Origin of the sequence: Luteitalea sp., from assembly GCF_022842525.1 — a bacterium.
Classification (GTDB): Bacteria; Acidobacteriota; Vicinamibacteria; order Vicinamibacterales; family Vicinamibacteraceae; genus Luteitalea.
The window spans coordinates 49,563-70,207 of the sequence record NZ_JALHPM010000010.1 but is presented as its reverse complement, the minus strand read 5'-3'; the positions used below and the strand labels follow the sequence as shown (position 1 = coordinate 70,207).

Here is a 20,645-nt window from a genome sequence, read left to right as displayed (position 1 = left end):
GGTCTGGCCCGCATCGCCGACACGCCAGAGGCGTTCGCCGCGGCGCTGGACGCCGCCCTCGCCGAGGGACGCGGTGGCGTGACCTCGGGCGTCCACGCGCCACCGCGCAGCGCGGCGCACCTCGCGCGCGCCGACGCCATGTTGGCGGGCATGTCGTGGGACCGCACGTGGCAGCGCATGCAGACGCTGATCGACGCCGTGACTCGCGAGGCGTCGCGCGCGTCGCAGGGCCGGGCCACCACGTCGGCTCCCGTCGGCACCGTCGCCGCCGGCCCGACCGCCTGAGGGGGACGACATGGCGTTCGACTACCTGATTGTCGGGGCGGGGTTCGCGGGCAGCGTCCTCGCCGAGCGCTTGGCACGAATCGATGGGCAGCGCGTGCTGCTGATCGACAAGCGGCCGCACATCGCGGGCAACGCCTACGATCATCACGACGAGGCCGGCGTGCTGGTGCATCGCTACGGGCCCCACATCTTCCATACGAACTCCCGGGAGGTGTTCGACTATCTGGGCCAGTTCACCGAGTGGCGTCCGTATCAGCACCGGGTCAAGGCGTCGGTCGACGGGCAGTTGCTCCCCATCCCGATCAATCTCGACACCGTCAATGGTCTCTACGGGTTGTCACTGACCGCACAGGAGGTCGAGGGCTTCTTCAACGCGGCCGCCGAGCCGTGCGATCGGGTGCGGACGTCCGAGGACGTGATCGTCAGCCGTGTCGGCCGGGAACTGTACGAGAAGTTCTTCAGGAACTACACCCGCAAGCAGTGGGGCATGGATCCGTCCGAGCTCGACGCACAGGTGACGGCGCGCGTGCCGGTCCGGACCAACCGCGACGACCGCTACTTCACCGACACCTATCAGGCGATGCCGCGGCGCGGCTATACCCGGATGTTCGAGCGCATGCTCGATCACCCCAACATCAAGGTGATGCTCAACACGTCGTTTGCCGAGATCCGCGACGAGGTGGCATACGACTCGCTCGTCTACACCGGTCCCATCGATGAATACTTCGGCTACTGCTACGGCAGGTTGCCGTACCGGTCGCTGCAGTTCGTGTTCGAGACGTTCGACGCCCCACAGGTGCAGCCGGTGGCGGTGATCAACTACCCGAACGATCAGGCGTATACCCGCATCACCGAGTTCAAGCACCTGACCGGCCAGGTGCATCACAAGAGCACGGTCGTGTACGAGTTCCCGCAGGCCGACGGCGATCCGTACTATCCGGTGCCTCGGCCGGAGAACGCCACGCTCTATCAGCGCGACAAGGCACTGGCAGACGCGACGCCCGACGTGCACTTCGTGGGCCGTCTGGGGACCTACCGGTACTACAACATGGATCAGGTCACAGCGCAGGCCCTGACCGTGTTCTCGACACTGACGGGGCGCGCGCGCCGCGATCGCGCTGTGGCCGCCGCCCCGGTGGACGAGGTCACGCCGGCGCGGTGACGGGGGAGAGGTCGGCGGGGACCTTCCGTCCGAACACGCGACGCAGCACCGTCGTCGCCGCCCAGAACCCGCACATGCCGTGGACGCCGCCTCCCGGCGGCGTCGAGCTCGAGCAGAGGAACAGCCTCGGGTTGGATGTCGTGTAGGGGTTCCAGCGGACGGTCGGTCGCATCAGGAACTGGCGCAGGGTGTTGGCGCCGCCGCCGATGTCGCCACCGATCATGTTGGCGTTGCGGGCCTCGATGGCACTCGGCGTCAACGTGTGTCGGGCCAGGATCGTGTCGCGGAATCCTGGGGCAAACCGCTCGATCTGCTGTTCGATGCGCGCCGTCATGTCGACGTCGGCGCCATGCGGCACGTGACAGTAGGCCCAGCCCGTGTGCCGAGACACTGGAGCGCGGGACGCATCGACGTGGCTCTGCTGCGCCAGCAGCACGAACGGCCGCGCGGACACGACGCCCCGGTTGGCCTCGTCCTCGGCGGCGGCGATCTCGTCCGCCGTGCCGCCCAGATGCACGGTGGCCGCGTCACCGCACAGCGAATTGCGCCAGGGAATGCGCTCAGACAGGGCGTAGTCGATCTTGAAGACGCCCGGGCCGTGCCGAAAGCGCTGCAGCTGTCGCCGATAGCCGGCGGAGAGACTGTCGCCCGCGAGCTCCAGCACCTGTCGGGGCGTCAGGTCGAACAGCACCGCCCGCGACGGTGGCAGCGACTCGAGGGCGCGCACGGTCACGCCGGTGTGGATGGTGCAGCCGGCCGCCGTGGCCAGTGCGCCCAAGGCATCGACGATCGACTGGGAGCCCCCGCGCGCGCAGGGCCAGTCGAAGGCATGGCCGGCGATGGCCAGCACCAGGCCGAACGACGCCGATCCCGGTGCCGTCAGCGGCAGGACGGAGTGCGCGGCGCTCCCGGCAAAGAGCGCGCGAGCCGGCGCGTCCTCGAAGCGTTGCTCGAATCGCCGACTCGATTGCAGGCCAAGCAGCCCGAATCGCGCCATCAGGATCGGGTTCGGTGGTACCCGGACCGGACGCAGCACGTTGGCGAAGAACTCACCGTGGTGCGCCACGAACGGCGCGACCGCACGTCGCCAGGCGGCCCCGTCCTTCCCGAGCGACGCGTCGGTCTCGGCCAGGGAACGCGACAGGAGTGCCACCCGTCCGTCGTCCAGCGGGTGGGCGAGCGGATAACGGGAGGGCGCCCAGTCGACACCGTGCCGCGTCAGGTCGAGACGCTGGAAGATGGGCGAGGCGAGCGCCATCGGGTGGATGGCGGCGCACACGTCATGTCGGTAGCCCGGCAAGGTCAACGCCTCGGTACGACAGCCGCCGCCGATCGAGGTCCTGGCTTCGAGGACATGGACGTTGAGGCCGGCGCGCGCCAGGACGATGGCCGCGGTCAGTCCGTTGGGGCCGGCTCCGACAATGGCCACATCGATGGCGGGCGTCACGCGTGCCGCTGACCGCGCCACCAGTGCCATCCCATGCTGGCAAGGTCCTGCAGCACCCACACCGCGAAGGCCACCCTGCCGACGATCGGCCGGCGGGATCCTCTGGTGGCACCCCGATTCCCGGCCGGCGCGAAGAGGTTGCCATCGGTCGGTGGTTGATGCCCCATGAGGTGGAACGTCGTCAGGGCGTGCCGCAGCAGGCGTTCGCTGGTCCGCGGGAACAGCCAGTGCAGGGCCAGACCCGCGTGGACGTAGCGGGGCACGTACCGTTCGCGGCGTGGCCGGGCGGCCACATCGGCTATCGCGCGCGCCACACGCTCGGGTGGTTGCACCGGCTGCATGGCGTAGGAGCGTCGGCCGACGGCATTGGCGCCTTCCTCGAAGTGGGGGGTGTCCACCGCATAGGGAAGGACCGTACAGATGTGGACGTCGCGATGGTCCGCCATGTCGGACCGCAGCGCTTCGGACAGTCCACGCAGACCGAACTTGCTGATCGCGTAGGACGGCACGAACGCCTGACCGACCTGGCTGAGCAGCGACCCGACATTGATCATGGTGCCCCGGCCCTGCTGCCGAAACAGTGGCATCACCAGGCGCGCGGCGTACATCGGCCCAAGCAGATTGACCTCGAGCACCTGACGATGCGCGTCGAAGTCCCCTTCATCGAGGCGCCCGAACATCGTCGTGCCGGCGTTGTTGACCCAGATGTCGATGCGCCCGAAGCGATCGAGCGTCCGCGCGACCAGGCGTTCGAGATCGGACCGCCGGGTGACGTCGGTGGCCACGATCAGGGTGTCGCCGGCATGTGGTGCACAGAGCCGTGCTGTCTCGTTCAGGGCGTCCAGGCGCCTCGCGGCGAGCACGAGCCGCGCTCCGCGCCGGGCGAATTCGACGGCGGTCGCGCGTCCGATGCCACTGCTGGCACCCGTGAGCACCACGACGGCGTTGCGGAGGTCTTGTGACGGTCCCATGTCTGCGATATTGCAAGGGACGCGCCGAGTGTCGAAACCGCGTGCCGGTTCAGTGCGGGGGGATGCCCTGCGGGACCGGACGCGGCACGGTCCCGTGATCGGACGCCGTGCCTTGCCTCGAGCCTGACGGTCTGAATCGCTTCACGTCGTTCTGCATGGATGCACCTCTCGTGGCCTCTCACCCGGTGACGCGCTCGGGGCGCACCCGGGTCGCCGCGCGAGTGAGCACGGCCACCAGTTCGTCGACCTCGCAGCTGTCGGCCACCAGCGCCGCCGGCATCGCCTGACCGTCCGGGTCGGACGTGTCGCAGCCGCCCACGACGATCACCGGCAGCGACTCGCCGCCGGCAATCGACTGCAGGCGGCGTGCGAGATGCCGTCCGCCGTCCTCACCCGGCAGGTGAACGGCGACCACGACATCGACATGACCGACCTCCGCCAGCCCGCAGGCCTCGTCGTCAGAGGACGCCTCGACAACCTGCAGCCCACGTTCGCGGAGTTGCCCGGCCAGCCGTACACGACTCTCTGTCTGCTGGGCCACCAGAAGGGTCACGGGTTGTGTCATGGTGTCGTCAGGCTCCACGGCAGTGTTTCGGCGGTGAACACGCCACTGCCTTGCAACATGCCGGCCGCCCGCGTCGCTACGCCCAGGTGCGTCATCTGGTGCGCTGTCGCGCTCGTGCCCTGGCGGCGGCATTCGTGCATGTCGACCAGCATGAGCGAGCCACGGCGGTCGGTGCGTGATGGCGGCGACCTCGAACTCTGGGGCGGCGTCGAGTGCACGGTCAACCGTGTCGGCGACGTCTACTTCGATCAGCTCGAGCGCAGCGGCCACGCCACGCGGATGAGCGACCTGGCCGTCTTCGCGGGGCTCGGCATCCGCGCCATTCGCTATCCCGTGCTCTGGGAGCGCGTCGCCCCGGAAGGCCCTGCCCTGGCCGACTGGTCGTGGGCGGACGAGCGTCTCCAGCGGTTGCGCGAACTCGACGTCAGGGTCATCGCCGGGCTGACGCATCACGGCAGCGGGCCGAGGCACACCAGCCTCGTCGATCCCTCGTTCGCCACCGGACTGGCCGACTACGCGCGGTCGGTGGCCGAGCGGTATCCGTGGATCGAGGCGTACACGCCGGTCAACGAACCGCTGACGACGGCGCGCTTCAGCGGGCTCTATGGACTGTGGTACCCGCATGGCCGCGACGACGCGACGTTCGCGCGGGCGCTCGTGAACCAGTGCCGCGCCGTGGTCCTCGCCATGCGCGCCATCCGCGAGGTCAATCCACACGCGCGGCTGATTCAGACAGAAGATCTCGGTCGGACGTACGGAACGCCGGCGGTCGCGTCCATGGTCGAGTTCTACAATCACCGCCGCTGGCTGTCGCTCGACCTGCTGTGCGGCCGGGTGACGCCCGACCATCCGCTCTACGACGCCCTGCTCGACTGGGGCATCGGCGAGGTGGAACTGGCCTGGCATGCGGAACATCACTGCGAACCGGACCTGATCGGCGTCAACCACTACGCCAGCAGTGATCGCTACCTCGACGATGCCGTGCACCTGCACGAGGGCCGCCCTCGCGGCGAGACGCCCGACGGCGTTGCTTTCATCGATACGGAAGCCGTGCGTGGCTGCCTGGAGTGCGCGGTGGACGTCGGTGGCGTGCTCCGCGACGCCTGGGATCGCTATGGGCGCCCCGTCGCGATCACCGAGGCGCATCTCGGGGCGACGCGCGAGGAACAGTTGCGGTGGCTCAAGGAGTTCTGGGACAGCGCCTCGACCCTGCGCGCCGAGGGTGTGGACGTGCGCGCCGTGACGGTGTGGTCGTTGCTGGGGTCCTTCGACTGGAATGCCCTGGTCACGGCCGCCGGGACCTTCTACGAGCCGGGGCCCCTCGACGTGCGCAGTCGTGTGCCGCGGCGCACCGCTCTCGCCTACCTGATGCGCGACCTCTCGGCAGGTCGCACGCGGCAGGACGATCCCCTGTTGGCCCTGCCTGGGTGGTGGCGTCGGCCCGACCGTGTGGACCGGCCGGCCATGCAGGGGCGGTCCGCGTCGCCCCCCCCGGCGGGGCCCGGCGTGGACATGGAGGATCGTGCCCTCCGGCCGCTCGTCATTCTGGGCGCCACGGGGACGCTGGGGCAGGCGTTCGCGCGCGCCTGTGATGTCCGCGGGATTCCGTACCACTTCCTCGCGCGCAGCGACGTGGACCTGGAGGATGCCGAGTCGATCGATCGCGCGCTGTCGCGCCACCGTCCCTGGGCGGTGATCAACGCGGCCGGGTACGTACGCGTGGACGAGGCGGAGCACGATGTCGAGGCGTGCATGCTGACCAACGCCGTCGCACCGGGCGTGCTGGCTGCCGCCTGCAGTCGCGGCGACGTGCGACTGGTGTGCGTCTCGTCGGATCTCGTGTTCGATGGCGCGCACGAGTCGCTGCACCTGCCCTATGTCGAGAGCGATCCCGTGTCCCCCCTCAATGTCTATGGCCGCAGCAAGGCCGACATGGAGGCGCGCGTCCTGCACGTGCTGCCCGAAGCCCTCGTCGTGCGGACGGCGGCGTTCTTCGGGCCGTGGGATGCTCACAACTTCCTGACGCGCACGCTCGCGTCCCTCGGCGCCGGACAGCCGGTCCGCGCCGCACTCGACGAGACCGTGTCGCCCACCTACGTCGTGGACCTGGTCAACGTGACCCTCGATCTGCTGATCGATCGGGAGAAGGGCATCTGGCACCTGGCCAACGGCGGCAGCGTGACCTGGGCCGCGCTGGCGCAGCGCGCCGCGCACCTGGCCGGCCTGCCCGGTTCCCTCATCGAACCGGTGCCGTCACATGCCTTCGGTCACGCCGCTCGGCGTCCGCGCTACTCGACCCTTGGTAGCGAGCGGGGGCTCCTCATGCCACCGCTGGACGACGCCCTGGCGCGCTATCTTCACGACGTGCGCGCGAGGCACAGCGCAGCCGATGACCGGTCGCGGTCCCGACAGATGCTGCAGCCACCGGCCACGCTCGTCTACTCGTAGGCCTGCCTGTCGGACGTCATGAGAAGCGAGGTCGCGGGAGCACCGGAGGCGTCTATACTCTGGGCGCCATGTCGAGACACGACGCTCCGTCCTCAGCGACCATGCGCGCAAGGCGGTCACGGTGAGTGGGGCCCCTCAGCAGGTCGTGCTCAGTTGGAGCGGCGGCAAGGACAGCGCGCTGGCCCTGGCGGCCCTCCGTCGGGATCCGGCGATCGAGGTGGTCGCCCTGATGACGAGTGTGACCCGCGAATACGAACGCATCAGCATCCACGGGGTGCGGCGGTCGCTGCTCCACGCGCAGGCGGCCGCCATCGGGCTGCCGCTGATCGAGCTGGCCCTCGAGCCGCAGTGCTCCAACGACGACTACGAGGCTGCGTTCATGGACGCGGCTGGTCGTGCGCGAGTGCTGCATCCCCACGCGACCACGATCGCGTTCGGTGACCTCTTTCTCGAGGACGTCCGCGCCTACCGCGAGGCCCTGCTGCGTCGCGCCGGCCTGACGGGGCTGTACCCCCTGTGGGGGCAGGGCACGCGAGCCCTGGCCCACGAATTCGTGGCCAGCGGCTTCGTCGCACACCTCGTCTGTGTGGATACCACGCAACTCGACGCCGCGTTCGCCGGTCGCACGTTCGACGAGCGCCTGCTCGCCGAGATGCCACTGGGCGTCGACCCGTGTGGCGAACGCGGCGAGTTCCACACCTTCGTCTCGGCGGGACCGATCCTGGCGGCGCCGCTCGACGTTGTCTGCGGCGACGTGGTGCTACGCGACGGCCGCTTTGCCTACGGCGATCTGCTGCCGCGCACCTGACAGGCCGCCTTCCCGTTGCCCGCGCGTCGGTGGTACCCTGCGCCGCGTCAGCCCTCCCTGACTCGTTCGCACACCGCGGCGGTTGACCCGCCCACGGCGTGTTGGCCACGCGATGCGCGAACGCTTGCGACGATACAGGCTCGTGGAGGAGGTGTCTCGTGGTGCGGTCGGCCGTGCTCGTCCTGACGTGCGCCTGCAGCGCGGCGCTGGTCGCGTCGCAGACGCCGTTGCCAGCCGTGGGGCCACCCCGCGATAGCCGGCCCGCGGCCTCCGAGGCATCAGCGGCAGGTGACGCCCGCGTGTTCGGCCGGGTGGTCGACGCCGAGACCTCGCGTCCGTTGCGAGGCGCATTCGTGCTGGCCGTGCGGCAGCGCCTGCCGGACGGCACCGCCATCGCCGAACGCCAGGACACGCTCCCGCCGGCAGCCACGCGCACGGACGCCGACGGCCGCTTCGCGCTCGGCGCGCTCGTGCCCGGCGAGTACACCATCGTCGTGCGGCGCTCCGGGTACGTCCAGCAGCAGCTCGGGCAAGCCTCCCCGAGCACGCCGCCTCGACAACTCGTCGTCGGGCCCGGGGCCGTCGCTGGTCCCTTCGAGTTCGCGCTGATGCGGAGCGCCGTGATCAGCGGCCGCGTCCTCGACGCCCACGGTGCCCCCGCGGAGCACGTCACGGTGCGGGCCGGACGACGCCGCGTCGTCCTCGGTGTGTCGCGTCTCGTGCCTGGGGCGCAGGCCACCACCGATGACCTCGGCGAGTTCCGTATCTTCGGGCTGGCGCCCGGCAGCTACGTGCTCGCCGCCGTGCCTCAGGGCGCATCCGACCCTCCTGGCACATTCGCCGACAGACCGCATCGTGCACTCGTCCCCACGTTCGCGCCATCGGCGACGTTCCTCCACGAGGCGCAGGCGATCCGCGTCGGGCCGGGCGAGGAGGCCGAGGCCCACATCCATCTGATCGAAGAAGCCGTCGCCACCATCGAGGGCCGCGTCGTCGACAGTCGCGGCGCTGCGGTGTCGGAGGGCTTCGTTGGGCTGCAGCCTCGCGGCGGCTGGGGTGTGGCCACGGGCGAGACCACCCAGGTCAAGGCCGATGGCACGTTCGTCATCTCGGGTGTGGCGCCGGGGGCCTACACCCTCACGCTGTCACCCCGCATCGGCCCCGGCACGCCGGACGAGCGCGCGGCGCAGCTGGCGCGCAGTGAGATCGGGACGCTGGACGTCGATGTCGGTGGCGACCTCGCTGGGCTCGTGCTGCGGACGCAGCCCGGGGCCATTGTGCGCGGACGACTCATCGTCGACGGCGATCCCTCGCCGCTACGCGGCCGCGACGTGCGCGTGCAGGCGACAGCGACCAGCACTCCGGGCACATGGACTGGACAGGCGCGCGTGCGGCCAGACCTGACCTTCGAGCTTGTCGGCGTGCGTGGGTCCGCAGTGCTGCGCATCGGCAACGCCCCGACCGGATGGTGGACGCGCGCGGTACGCGTCGGTCGACTGGATGTCACCGATGGACATGACTTCGGCGTTGCGCGCACGATCGCCGACGTCGAGCTCGTCGTGAGCACGAGACCGAGTGGCCTCCGCGGCCGCGTCGTGGCATCCACGAGTGGACCGGCAGCCGACGCCATTGTCATCGGATTCGACGACGACGCGCGTCGGTGGGGACGGCCGGTCGTGGCCAACACCTTCATGGTGCGACCAGTCGAGGACGGATCGTGGTCGATCGACATGGTGCGACCGGGCGCGTATCGGCTCGTGGCCGTCCCGGCCGCGTTCGCGCGCGGCGACGACCTGGGGGATCCCGACTACCTTGCCGAACTCCGCCGGCGCAGCCGTGTCGTCTCCGTGTCGGAAGGGGACACGCCGGAGGTCGTGCTGGTGATGGGGGAGCCATGACGCTGCGCCGGACACGTCTCTCATGGGCGATGGCGAGTGTGCTGGCCGGCGCGGTGCTCGTCGGGGCGCGCGTCTTCGCACAGGGGCACGCTGGCGTTGTGCTGCGTACACCGCCACCACCCACGCAGCGGCCCGATGGCACAGCCACCGTGCGGGGCCGCGTCGTCGACGGCTCGACGGGACGACCGCTCCGTGACGTGACGATCGGGGCCACCTGGCGGGCGTCGGAAGGCGAGGGGGTGGCGCGGTTCTCCGCGCGCACCGACGGGCTCGGTGTCTTCACGTTCGAGCGTCTGCCGGAAGGCGCGTATTCCGTGCACGCGTACCGCCGGGGATTCATCGACGACCCGGCTGCCCGTCAGGCGCAACGGGACGTGATGCTGCGAGGTGGCGGCACCATCGATCTCGGCGACGTCCGCCTCCTGCGCGGCGGTGTGGTGACCGGTCGCGTCGTCGACGACCACGGCGAGCCCGTCGTCGGTGCCAGGGTGACGCCGCTGGGCAGGCTGCCCGGCGACGCGTTGCTGACGCCCCTTGGCGCGATCACTGTGACCGATGATCGCGGCGTCTACCGTGCGCATGGGCTGATGCCGGCGACGTACACCGTGCGCGTCGTTCCGCCGGGCCCCTCGGGGCGAGGGCCCGTCAGGCTGCAGGGGAGCGAGCCAGAGCTGCTGTCGGCCTTTGCGACCAGCGCCTTCGACGTGTCGGTCGCCGAGTTCGTCGACGTGCGGGCCGGGGAAGAGGCGATCCTGGACCTCCGGCTCGGCACGGGCCGCTTGTCGCGGGTGGTCGGTCAGGTGGTCATGCAGGGAGAGGCGGCGACGAGCACGCAGCCGAGCGTGTCGCTCCGGCCCATCGATCCTGCAGCGCAGTTCTCGATCGCGTCGGCCCGGATGCAGCCCGACGGCGTGTTCGAGTTCCTTGATGTCTCCCCGGGGCGCTATCGCGTCGTCGCGGAGGAGCTGAGGGTCATGACGTCGCTGGGGCCGAACCGTCGCCGGGCCGGGTGGGCTGAGCTGAACGTCGGCGGCGAGCCGCTCGTCGAGGTTATGGTGCCGGTTGGCTTCGGTGCCGCCGTGCGCGGACGCCTCGAGATCGAGCACGGCGACGAGACCGCGCTGGTAGGGCGAAGCCTCGAGGTCGTCACATCGCCAGTGGCGTCGAAGCACGTCCTGCACTCGGGTTCGATGGCGTCGTCGACGATCAAGGACATGGCCTTCACGCTCACTGACGTCCTGGCCCACCAGCAGCTGCGCGTGCAGGGGCTGCCGGCCGGCTGGTGGCTGAAGTCCGTCCTGGTCGACGGCCAGGACGTGTACGACGGGCACGACTTTCCGCTCAGCGGTGTCATGGACGGTGTCGTGCTGCTCGTGAGCGCGCGCCCGTCAGGTGTGCGCGGGCGCGTCGAGGCCGGGGGAAGCGACCTGCGAGGCGCGTCGGTGCTCGTGCTGCCGGGCGACAGTCTGCACGTCTCGCGCCGGCATCAGTCCGAGGGCCGCGTCGCCAGCGTGTCGATGGACGGCCGTTTCGCCGCGGAGGCCCTGCGTCCCGGTCGGTACAGCGTGCTCGCCCTGTCACCTCGGGGACTCAGCGCCTACGACCAGCTCGATCACGACGCGCGGAGGGCCGTGATCGCCACACACGGACGAGTCGTCGATGTGGTCGAGGGACGCCTCGCCACGGTCGTGCTGCGGATGGTCGAGCGCTGATCGCGTCGCTCGTCGACGCCTGTGGGATCATGGCGCTCACGTGCCGTCACTTCGCCGCATCGCCATCGCCGTGCCCGCCACGTGGCTCGGGGCCTGTGCCGTGCTCGCGGCCATTGTGCACTACACCGGCACGAGGACGACGGCCGCGCGCTCCGACGTGATCATCGTGCTGGGGGCGGCGATCACCGACAAGGGGGAGCCGGGGCCGGCGCTGACGCGCCGCGCGGCGCACGCCGCGGCGCTGTGGAAGGCCGGTCATGGCGGCACGATCATCTGCACGGGCGGCATCGGCCCGGCGGCGCGCGTGCGGCGCAGCGAGGCCGATGGCTGTCGCGAGATCCTGCAGCGCGCGGGCGTCCCGGCCACGGCCATCCTCCTCGAAGACCAGAGCCGCACCACGGCGGAGAATGCCAGCAATGCCCGCGCCATCATGGCCCGGCACGGCTGGTCGCGCGCGACGCTGGTGAGCGACAGCTATCACGTGTTTCGCGCCCGCCTGCTCTGTCGCCGTGCAGGCATCGAGGTCGAGCTCAGTCCGGTGCCTGCGGCAGAGGTCAGGAGTCCGTTGTTCTACCTGAGTTCGCTGATCCGCGAGGTGGCGGCGCTGCACGTGCAGGTCTGGCGGTAACCCCCTATCGCTTCACCGGCTCGCGGAACGATCGCTCCATCGTGTTCATCGGATCGGTCGAGACCGGATGGTCGCGCCACAGCCACCGCAGCATCTCCGGCAGCATCGCGCCGCCCATCCGCTGGCCGTGCGTGTTGATGCCCCAGATGTAGTTGAGGTCGTAGCCCTTCTCGGTCAGCGCCTCGGCCATGCGCACGTTCTGCCTGAACCAGTCGCGCCGCTCGTTGTACTGGCCGTCGCGGCCGACGCCGCGGTTGTCGTTGCGGCCGCCGTTCAGGAAGATGCGGAGCGGCTTCTTCTCGCTCTTCCTGATCAGGTCGGGATAGGCATCGCCGCCGCGGATGTTGGTGTAGCTGCCGACGATGCTGAGGACCTTGCGGAACTGGTCCGGGCGATGCCACGCCACGGTGAAGGCGGCGATGGCGCCACTGCTCGTGCCGCCGATGCCGCGCCGGGACGGGTCGGTCGTGATGCGGTAGTCCTTCGTGATCGCGGGCAACAACTCGTCGACGATCACCCGGGCGTAGCGGTCGTCGAGCTCGTTGTACTCGGTCGGCCGGTTGGTGGTCCGATCCCCCCACTCAGAGGCGTTGGGTTCGGGCTGCTCCGGCGTTCGTCCGGGGTTGATGAACACCGTGATCATCACCGGCAGTTCGCGGCGGTAGATCAGGTTGTCGAGCACGTTGGGGGCGCGCGCCGAGCCGTTCATGTCGATGAAGGCCTGGCCGTCCTGGAAGATCATCAGGTCGGCGTCGACCGCCGGGTCGTACTGGGCGGGCACGTGCACCCAGTAGGTGTGCTGCGTGCCGGGATAGGCCTTGCTGTCGCGGAGCACGAACGGTCCGCGCAGTGCGCCACGCGGCACGCCATCACGTTCGAGTGAGTCCGGCCCGAGGGTGTAGTACGCGTTCATGTCGCGCGCGGGAGGCGCTGGCGCGGGCGCGCCCGGCGCAGGGGCAGCGCCCTGGGCACAGACGATGGGCGGGCCGACGAGTGGGCACAGCACGAGGGCGGCCACCTGAAGCAGGAGCGTCTTGGTCATGGTCGAGTCTCGGAACGGCCCGAAGGTAACACGGACGCAATACCTGTCACAGTGGTGTATGTCCGATCCACGCAACGTCGCCCACGACAAGAAGGTCACGCAGGAAAAGAAGCACACCGCTTCAGTCGATGAGGGCCAGGCCGGCCAACCCGGCAAGAAGACCGCCGTCGCCACGCAGAGAGCCGACCCCGCGAGCGAATCGGCGTCGCGGGCGGACGCGCCCGCTGACGATACGTCGGTGACACCGCAGCCCGCTGCGTCGCCGGCCGCGCTCGAGGGCTCGCTGATCGTGCTCGCCCAGTTGAAGGACCTCGACTTCCATTCGCGGGCCCATCTCGAGCGCCTCGCGGCGCTGCAGATGACCATCGAAGACGAGTTGAAGCAGACGGCGATGGCCTCCCCGCTGGCCGAGGTCTACGCGGCCCAGAACGCCTTCCAGACCAACCTCACCACGCTGATCGATCTCTACAAGGCCGAGTGCGATCGGCTGCAGAGCGCCGCCTGATCCTGACACGCGTCCCCGCCACCCCTCGCGCGTCGACGTCATCCTCGTCGACGTGCGAGGGCCGCGGGTCTGCCACAGTCACCGGCGGGGCTCGCTCGGCCGCCGGCAACGGGCGTGCCTATGTCTGAAAGGCAAATCCCAGTTTCAACTCGCAGCGATAGAGGCGCGTGCCGTCCTCGCGGGCGTCGAGTCGGCACGTCGCCCACGACAGTCGCAGCAGCGGGCCGAGCGGAAAGATGATGCTCTCTCCCTTGATCTCGGCCTCGATGCTCGGCCCCTGCGCGCCGGGCGGCAACGTGAAGTTCATGAATCGCTCGAAGATGACCGGATACGCGTGCCGGACCTGGTCGCTGACGATGTGCTGGGCGACCTCGGCTTCGACGAGGTAGGTCACCGAGTCGGACCAGTTCAGCACCGATCCCCGGATGACCTGGCCGCCGCGCGAGAACTCGTCGGCGGCCACCCGCGTGAACGGGCACGGCCCCGCCAGGCACGACACGCGCACATTGCGGAACTGTCGGTTCGGGCCCGCCTCGAGCGAGAAGCTGCCGAGCGCCGCCTTCCACTGCCCGTCCGGCGAGCATGGTGGCTGGCCACCGCACGGAACGTTGGCCGTGTTGGCGAACTCGAAGGTTCGCGCGGCGCTCGCGATGTCGATGGTGGCCTCGGCCTTGGAGGTGTAGCGCACACGGACGTTCGCGATGGCGACCTCCGGCGTCTCGTTCGCTCGCTCGACCTGGGCGACCATCGGTCTGAGGCGCACGAGATGCAGCTGGTCCGCGACCAGACCGCTCGCGTCGAAGGGATGGAAGTGCTGATGCTCGACCTTCAGGGTCAAGGATTGCTCTCGCGCCACCGGCGGCGTCAGTGCCAACTGGAACAGCCCGGCTTCGTCGGTCGTGCCGGTCGCCGACGAGGTACCGGCGACGGCGCTGACGCGCGCCTGAGCGACTGGCCGCTGCCGCTGGGGATTGGTGTCGGCGGTCAGGACCGCGCCCGTCACCATCCGCACGCTCTCCGGCTGGCGCCATGTGGTCACCGCCACCAGGGCCATCGTCACGGCGACGGCGATGATCCCTCCGATCGCGAGACGAGTGGCGTGGGTCATGGTGCGATCTGCGCCACTATCTTAGTGACGATGTGGTAGAAGGTCGACGATACCGCTGATGCTGCCTCGAAACTCAACCATCCCTCGTCGTCGCGTGCTGGCCGCGCTCGGAGGAGGCCTGGCGCTGACGGCGTCCGGTTTCCAGGCGGCGCGGGCACAGCGGGGAGTGCCGAAGGCACGGCCTGCCGCGGCCGGCGGCGAGCCGCTGCTCGACGAGCTGCAGCGCGCCACCTTCGACTTCTTCTGGGAGCAGACCGATCCGGCCACCGGACTCGTGCGTGATCGCTTCAACGTTCGTGCCGCCAGTGATTCGCGCACGGCGGCGAGCATCGCGGCGACGGGGTTCGGCTTGACGGCCCTCTGCATCGGCGCCGAGCGCACCTACGTGTCGATGGAGGAGGCGCGCGACCGGGCCATTGCCGCGCTGCAGTTCCTCGACGCCAGCATGCCCACCCACCGGGGCTTCTTCTACCACTGGGCCGACTTGCACACCGGCGCCCGCATCTGGGATTCCGAGATCTCGTCCATCGACACGGCGATCCTGCTGTGCGGCGTCCTCACGTGCGGCGAGTACTTTCGTGACTCCGCCGCCGCGGAGCTGGCGGCGCGCATCTTCGACCGCGTGGACTGGACCTGGCTCTCGGCCGACACGACGCTGCTGCCGCACGGCTGGCGACCGGAGGTCGGCTTCCTCCAATACCGGTGGGACGTCTACAGCGAGCTGATGATGATGTACCTGCTCGGCCTGGGCTCGTCGACGTACCCGCTGCCGGTCGAGACCTGGCACGCGTGGAAGCGGACGATCTTCGAGTACGACGGCTTGCGCTACATCGGATCGTTCGCGCCCCTGTTCGTGCACCAGTACTCGCAGGCCTGGTTCGATTTCCGCAATCGCCGCGATCGCTACGGTGACTACTTCCACAACTCGGTCACGGCCACCGAAGTTCATCGCCGGTTCTGCCTGGAACTGGCCGAGCGGTTCCCGCACTTCAGCGACGACCTCTGGGGGATCACCGCCTCCGACTCCGAGCACGGCTACGTCGCGTGGGGCGGTCCGCCTGAGGTCGGCCCGCTCGATGGGACGGTGGTGCCGAGCGCCGCGGCCGGGTCGCTGCCGTTCCTGCCGAAGGAGACCCGCCGGGTCCTGCAGACCATGCGGACGAGGTACCCACGGGCCTGGAGCCGCTATGGGTTCGTGAACGCCTTCAACCCGATGACCGACTGGTACGACCCCGATGTGGTCGCCATCGACACCGGCATCACGCTCGTCATGGCCGAGAACCTGCGAACCGGGTTCGTCTGGGAGACCTTCATGCGCAACGCCAACGTGCAACGCGCGCTCGAGCGCGCCGGGTTCAGGAGCGCCTGATGCGAGGCTCCCTGCGGGCAGGACTGCCCCTCGCGTGCCTCGGCCTGCTGCTGCTGCGCGTCGACGCCGCATCCGCGCAACTGACGGCCGCGACGGACGGGCCCGTCGTCTACGGCCATCACCACGTCAACGCGACGAGCGTGCCGGCGCACACGAGATTTTTCGTCGATGGGCTCGGCGGGGTGCCGATCACCGTCGGCGGGCGCGCGATCGTCCGGTTCCCGAACGTGCTCGTGTTCGTCCGGGAACAGGCGCCGTCAGGCGGCTCGGTCGGCACCACCGCCGATCACCTCGGCCTCTCGGTGCCCGACCTCCGCCCGGTGATCGGCCGGCTGAGGGCGGGCGGTTACCGGATGATTACGCGCGAGTCCGTGCCGGCCGACTGGACGGTGCGCGACGACATCACCATGAGCCCGTCCGGTGGACGGCCCATCGCCTTCGTGCTCGGCCCGGACGATCTCAAGGTGGAACTGGTCGAGATTGCCGATCAGGCGGCTTCGGTCGCGCTGCAGCACGTGCACTTCTTCGGGCCAGACCGGGACGAGATGCGGGCCTGGTACGTGAAGGTGTTTGGCGCCCGCGCCGGTGCTGCAGCGCCCGGCGCCCGTTTCCTGACGGCGAGCCTGCCCGGGGTGTCGCTGAATTTCTCCGCCGCCTCGATGCCCGTGAGTGGGACGAAGGGACGAGTCGTCGACCATGTGGGCTTCGAGATCGATGACCTTCCGGCGTTTCTCAGGAAGGTCGAGGCGATGGGGCTGACGCCCGAGCAGGTGCGGCAGGTGCCCGACCTCGGCATCGCGATCGCGTTCATCACCGACCCGTGGGGCACGTCGATCGAACTGACCGAGGGCCTCGACGCCATTCGATGATCGGCGCACGGGCGTGCGCCGTGGGGGCTATTCGTCGCGTTGCCAGTCCTGCAGGGGTTGCGGCCCCAGCCGGATCCCGGCGATGTCCGCATCCTCGCCGCCCGACTTGGCGGGTACCGTTTCCTTCGGGCCGGACCGTCGCTCCTGCTTTTCCCGTCGACGCTGGGCCAGGGTTCGCTCACGCTGCAATTTGACTGCGGTCATCGTTCCATCCTGTCTCAATCTTACACGCATGGACGCGCTCGACATCCTCGGTGGCCTCGTCGTCCTCGCCCTGCTCGTCGGCAGCGCGGTCGTGCGCGCGACAGGAGATGACGCGTTCCTCGTCGCCGACCGGCGCCTGTCGCTGTTCCCCCTGGTCGCGACGCTGGTCATGACCGAGTTCAACACCAGCACGCTCCTGGCCTTCACGGCCGTGGGCTACCGGGCCGGCCCGATGGCCCTGGCGTTGCCCCTCGTCTTCCTCGTCGGGCTGCTCTTCTACACGCTGACGGTCGCCCGCGCCTGGAAGCGGTTCGACCGCCTCTCGGTGGCGGAACTCTTCGCGCGACGCTACTCGCCGGCGCTCGGCAGACTCGCGTCGGTGCTGCTGCTCACGGCCATGGTCGGGTTCGGCGCCACCTACGTGAAGTCGCTGACGCTGCTGGCCGGTCCGTTCGCCCCGCAGGTCCCGGAGCCGCTCCTCGCGGCCCTGCTCACGCTGGTGGTCCTGGCCGTGGTGATGCCTGGCGGGCTGGTGACGGTGGTGCGCAGCGACGTGGTGGCGTTCGTCCTGACGGTCCTCCTCGTGCCGCTGCTCGTCGGACTGGGGGCCTGGCACAGCGCACCGCTCGGCGGGCTTGCCGCCGCCTTCGACGCGTCACAGCGCGTGGTCGCCCCCGTGGCCCAGTGGCGTCACCCCGCCCTCCCGTTCCGCTTCGTGACGACGCTGATGGCGTTGACGTGCGTGACCTACATCGCCGCGCCCTGGTACGGGCAGAAGATCTTCGCGGCGCGCGACGAACGGACCGCCTTCCGGGCCGTCGCGTGGGCGGCGGTCCTGGTGTTCCTCCTCTACGGCGGCCTGTCGCTCGCGGCCGCCTACTTCCGCGTCGTCACCCCTGACCTGGCCGACCCTCAGGCGGCCGTGCCCGGCATGCTCCACGCGTGGCTGCCTGCAGGGCTGCGGGGGGCTGCCTTCGCCGTCCTCTTCGCGGCGGCGCTGACGACCCTGGCCGGTGTCTGGACAGCCATGGGGGCGATGGTGGCCGCGGACTTCGGCTGGCAGGGCGCCCATCACGTCTCGAGGCAGCGGCGGATCATCGCGGGATTCGCGCTGCTGCACTGGGCTGGCGCCGTGCTCCTGGTGGACGACATCCTCGACCGTCTCATCCTGGCCAACGTCCCGGTGGTCGCGCTGTCCTTCGCGCTCCTGGCGGGCTTCCACTGGCCCGGAGCCACCACGGCAGGCGCGTGGGCCAGCGTGATCGTGGGCGTGGTCTGGGGGACGGGCACGTTCCTGGTCGTCGGTGAAGCGGGCGGTTACACGTGGCCGTGGGCGATGTATGGCATTCCCCTCATCTTCGCGACCGGGATCGTCGTCTCGCTCGGGACGTCACGTGCGACCGCATGATGCCCCTGGCCGATCGCAGCGCGCAGCCACTCACCCCGGCAGCCTGTGCCAGGCGAGCCACGTCCGCTGCACGACCGTGGCGGCGAGCAGGGCGCACCACGTCCAGCCCACGACGACCACCGCGCCGGGCAGCAGAGCCCAGAGCACGTAGACGACCGACGCTTCGCCGGCCTCCGCGAGGCCCCGCGTGAACTGGAAGGTGCGATTCCCCGCCGCCAGGACCTTGTCGCTCTCTGCGGCCGCGGCAGCCAGCGCGAGTGTCGTCGTGATGTTCAGGACGTAGCCGGCCAGCACGGCGAACCACAGGGTGGCGTGCGCCGGGTGGAGCAGGGCGAACGCGACCACCATCGCGCAGTAGGCGGCCATGTCGAGGGTGATGTCGAGGTACGCGCCGAACGCCGTCTGCTGATCGGTGGCGCGTGCGAGGGCCCCGTCGAGGCCGTCGGCCGTACGACTGGCGAGCCAGAGCGCCAGGCCTGGCAGGGGATGGCCGCTGGCGATCACGCCAGCGGCACCCAGTGCCAACACGAAGCCGGCCCATGTGACCTGCGACGGCGTGACGCCCGCGCGCGCGAGGACCCGGCTGACCGGCGCGGCCATGCGCGCGAAGCGCGGCCGCACGACGTCATCGAACATCGGGTCGCGTCTCCGCGGTCGCTTCAGGAGTCAGGAGCATCGTCTCCGGATGCTGAGCGTGCCAGCCGAACCAGAAGGCCTGATGCGTCGGAACGACCGGCAGGCGTCGGCCTCCCTCACCGACGAGTGCCCCGGGCGTCACCAGCCATCGCCCCCCGTCGCTGTCGCGCAGGGCAGCCTCGTTGGTGGCGCCGACGAAGCGGAGGTCACCCCGTTCGTAGACCCTGGTCCCGCCGCTTCGTGACGTCACCGCCACGAACGCACGACCGGCGGCCTCGAACGACAGCACGCGTTCGCGGCGCAAGCGCTTCACCGCGATCGCGACCGGAGCGGCGCCGCCCCCGAGGACCTCACCCCGCAGGACCACGACCTCGGCCTTGTTCGGCAGACGTCCATCGCGCGAGGGCACTTCGAACATCAGACGGTCATGGGCGAAGTACTCGCGATAGGCGACCCCTTCCGCGTAGTCGCGGCGGTGCCCGGTGTCGAGCGACAGCACGGTGGTGTCGGGGTACTCCCGCTTCCACTCGGTCCACGTCGTGGTGACCACGCCGCGCGCCGACAGGCGCAGGCCCGTGCCGACGAGCGGCCCAACCACGGGAGTCCCGTCGAGCGCGGACCAGAGACTCCCGGTGCCTTCGTCGAACATCAGCTTGTTGGATCGATAGAGCAGCCCGCTCGTGCCGAACACGTACGACTGTGCCCCGATGCGACTGTCGAAGGGGATGACCGTGCCACAGAGGGTGCAGTAGACGATCGTGAGATCCACGCCGCCGAGGCGGTCCAGGGCCAGTTCATGCCAGGCGAGGATGCGCTTGGGATAGGCGCGCGCCTCACCGTTGACCTCGATGCCGAACACCACGTGCTGATCCTTGAGCCAGGTCGCGTCGCTCGCGCGCACGTGGGCGGGGCCGCGCAGGGGGGGGATGCCGTTGACCCCCACGCCGCCCCAGTCGATCTCGTCCAGGCGGATGGAGGCACGGACGCCGTCAGGAAAGAACAGACGGAAGCGCGGGTCGATGCGCCCGTAGAGGGCCGCCTTGTAGGTGGCGTAGTCGGCCGGCACGTCGGTGGGCCTGGACCACAGCCAGCGGCGCCAGGCGCGCAGGTCGTCACCGAAGCGCTGCCCCGTCCGTTTCTCGAGGAAGGTCGTCAGGCGCGCTCGCGTGACCGCCGCAGCGGTGAGGGGCCCTGGCGTGGCCGACGGGCGCCGGCCGCCGGCGACCCCTTCGGAGCCGAGGGCGTCGGCAGGAGACAGCACGTCCTGTCCGTCATCGGATGCCAGCGCACGCACGCGCGGCGACGGCAGGAACCGGGCCGCATCGATGAGCAACGCGGCATAGCCGTCTCTCCACTGCGCCGCCAGCGCCCCGAGTGCCGCCTCCGATTCGGCACGGTCCTCGCTCGCCGCCGCAAGGAAGACCTGCCACGTCGGCGCACCGCTCTGTGCGCGCACGGTGTGCAGCGCCCACAGCCCGATCGCCATCGTCACGGGCAGCACGGCTCGAGTGATCAGGCCTGACTGGTGCATGCGTGTCTCCACCTGGCGAGACGGTCGAGTGGCGGTCCGTGCTGCGCCG

At 70.0% G+C, this 20,645-nt stretch carries 19 protein-coding genes and 1 pseudogene; 11 read left to right on the top strand and 9 right to left on the bottom strand.

The annotated features are described in order from the left end of the window. Together Q0C41_RS03965 and glf are read left to right on the top strand one after the other, a co-directional pair. A pseudogene (locus tag Q0C41_RS03965) lies at positions 1-285 on the top strand (hypothetical protein); the annotation flags it as partial. Between the two features lie 10 nt (positions 286-295). Then, positions 296-1,447: a UDP-galactopyranose mutase gene (glf, locus tag Q0C41_RS03960; RefSeq protein ID WP_291981156.1), complete on the top strand. Its 1,152-nt coding sequence runs from the start codon at positions 296-298 to the stop codon at positions 1,445-1,447. Here the strand turns inward: glf and Q0C41_RS03955 are convergent. The 4 genes from Q0C41_RS03955 to Q0C41_RS03940 all read right to left on the bottom strand — a co-directional run bounded on the left by Q0C41_RS03955 (position 1,431) and on the right by Q0C41_RS03940 (position 4,582). Next, a complete protein-coding gene (locus Q0C41_RS03955; protein ID WP_291981155.1) occupies positions 1,431-2,915 on the bottom strand; it encodes an NAD(P)/FAD-dependent oxidoreductase in 1,485 nt (494 codons plus the stop codon). The genes glf and Q0C41_RS03955 overlap by 17 nt on opposite strands. Next, the gene (locus Q0C41_RS03950; RefSeq protein ID WP_291981154.1) at positions 2,891-3,865 is read right to left on the bottom strand and encodes an SDR family NAD(P)-dependent oxidoreductase; all 975 of its coding nucleotides are present in this window, start codon (positions 3,863-3,865) and stop codon (positions 2,891-2,893) included. Before Q0C41_RS03950 ends, Q0C41_RS03955 begins: the two co-directional genes overlap by 25 nt. 178 nt (positions 3,866-4,043) lie before the next feature. Next, positions 4,044-4,430, bottom strand: coding sequence for a hypothetical protein (locus Q0C41_RS03945; protein WP_291981153.1), 387 nt, complete (start codon positions 4,428-4,430; stop codon positions 4,044-4,046). Beyond that, the gene (locus Q0C41_RS03940) at positions 4,427-4,582 is read right to left on the bottom strand and encodes a hypothetical protein (protein WP_291981152.1); all 156 of its coding nucleotides are present in this window, start codon (positions 4,580-4,582) and stop codon (positions 4,427-4,429) included. Before Q0C41_RS03940 ends, Q0C41_RS03945 begins: the two co-directional genes overlap by 4 nt. On the opposite strand from Q0C41_RS03940, the gene Q0C41_RS03935 reads away from it, so the two are divergent. The 5 genes from Q0C41_RS03935 (at position 4,581) to Q0C41_RS03915 (ending at position 11,924) form a co-directional block, all read left to right on the top strand. After that, positions 4,581-6,878, top strand: a complete 2,298-nt coding sequence (locus tag Q0C41_RS03935; RefSeq protein WP_291981151.1) for a sugar nucleotide-binding protein — start codon at positions 4,581-4,583, stop codon at positions 6,876-6,878. The two genes, Q0C41_RS03940 and Q0C41_RS03935, sit on opposite strands and share 2 nt — an antisense overlap. 121 nt (positions 6,879-6,999) lie before the next feature. Next, positions 7,000-7,686, top strand: a complete 687-nt coding sequence (locus Q0C41_RS03930; RefSeq protein ID WP_291981150.1) for an adenine nucleotide alpha hydrolase — start codon at positions 7,000-7,002, stop codon at positions 7,684-7,686. A 158-nt stretch (positions 7,687-7,844) separates the two neighbouring features. Continuing rightward, on the top strand, positions 7,845-9,584 hold the full coding sequence (locus Q0C41_RS03925; protein ID WP_291981149.1) for a carboxypeptidase-like regulatory domain-containing protein: 1,740 nt from the start codon (positions 7,845-7,847) through the stop codon (positions 9,582-9,584). Further along, the gene (locus tag Q0C41_RS03920) at positions 9,581-11,296 is read left to right on the top strand and encodes a carboxypeptidase-like regulatory domain-containing protein (RefSeq protein ID WP_291981148.1); all 1,716 of its coding nucleotides are present in this window, start codon (positions 9,581-9,583) and stop codon (positions 11,294-11,296) included. Before Q0C41_RS03925 ends, Q0C41_RS03920 begins: the two co-directional genes overlap by 4 nt. A 40-nt stretch (positions 11,297-11,336) precedes the next feature. Further along, complete coding sequence (locus tag Q0C41_RS03915; RefSeq protein WP_291981147.1) at positions 11,337-11,924, top strand: YdcF family protein; 588 nt, start codon at positions 11,337-11,339, stop codon at positions 11,922-11,924. A gap of 4 nt (positions 11,925-11,928) precedes the next feature. Here the strand turns inward: Q0C41_RS03915 and Q0C41_RS03910 are convergent, their stop codons facing one another. Then, positions 11,929-12,966, bottom strand: a complete 1,038-nt coding sequence (locus tag Q0C41_RS03910; protein ID WP_291981146.1) for an alpha/beta hydrolase-fold protein — start codon at positions 12,964-12,966, stop codon at positions 11,929-11,931. A gap of 58 nt (positions 12,967-13,024) precedes the next feature. On the opposite strand from Q0C41_RS03910, the gene Q0C41_RS03905 reads away from it, so the two are divergent. Next, positions 13,025-13,471: a hypothetical protein gene (locus Q0C41_RS03905; protein WP_291981145.1), complete on the top strand. Its 447-nt coding sequence runs from the start codon at positions 13,025-13,027 to the stop codon at positions 13,469-13,471. A gap of 118 nt (positions 13,472-13,589) precedes the next feature. Here the strand turns inward: Q0C41_RS03905 and Q0C41_RS03900 are convergent, their stop codons facing one another. After that, positions 13,590-14,579, bottom strand: a complete 990-nt coding sequence (locus tag Q0C41_RS03900) for a hypothetical protein (protein ID WP_291981144.1) — start codon at positions 14,577-14,579, stop codon at positions 13,590-13,592. A 58-nt stretch (positions 14,580-14,637) separates the two neighbouring features. Here Q0C41_RS03900 and Q0C41_RS03895 point away from each other — a divergent pair, with 58 nt between their 5' ends. Next, entirely contained in the window at positions 14,638-15,948 is a 1,311-nt protein-coding gene (locus Q0C41_RS03895) for a glucoamylase family protein (protein ID WP_291981143.1), read from the top strand. After that, positions 15,948-16,817, top strand: a complete 870-nt coding sequence (locus Q0C41_RS03890; protein ID WP_291981142.1) for a VOC family protein — start codon at positions 15,948-15,950, stop codon at positions 16,815-16,817. The genes Q0C41_RS03895 and Q0C41_RS03890 overlap by 1 nt, the downstream gene beginning before the upstream one ends. A 27-nt stretch (positions 16,818-16,844) precedes the next feature. Here the strand turns inward: Q0C41_RS03890 and Q0C41_RS03885 are convergent, their stop codons facing one another. Next, a complete protein-coding gene (locus Q0C41_RS03885) occupies positions 16,845-17,021 on the bottom strand; it encodes a hypothetical protein (RefSeq protein ID WP_291981141.1) in 177 nt (58 codons plus the stop codon). Between the two features lie 28 nt (positions 17,022-17,049). Here Q0C41_RS03885 and Q0C41_RS03880 point away from each other — a divergent pair, with 28 nt between their 5' ends. Further along, positions 17,050-18,429, top strand: coding sequence for a hypothetical protein (locus Q0C41_RS03880; RefSeq protein ID WP_291981140.1), 1,380 nt, complete (start codon positions 17,050-17,052; stop codon positions 18,427-18,429). A 30-nt stretch (positions 18,430-18,459) separates the two neighbouring features. Here Q0C41_RS03880 and Q0C41_RS03875 read toward each other — a convergent pair whose 3' ends face one another. Both Q0C41_RS03875 and Q0C41_RS03870 read right to left on the bottom strand, forming a co-directional pair. Then, entirely contained in the window at positions 18,460-19,065 is a 606-nt protein-coding gene (locus Q0C41_RS03875) for a CDP-alcohol phosphatidyltransferase family protein (RefSeq protein ID WP_291981139.1), read from the bottom strand. Beyond that, positions 19,055-20,596 carry a DUF3179 domain-containing protein gene (locus Q0C41_RS03870; RefSeq protein ID WP_291981138.1) on the bottom strand — a complete coding sequence of 514 codons (1,542 nt, stop codon included), beginning with the start codon at positions 20,594-20,596 and terminating at the stop codon, positions 19,055-19,057. The genes Q0C41_RS03875 and Q0C41_RS03870 overlap by 11 nt, the downstream gene beginning before the upstream one ends. Positions 20,597-20,645 lie beyond the last annotated feature (49 nt).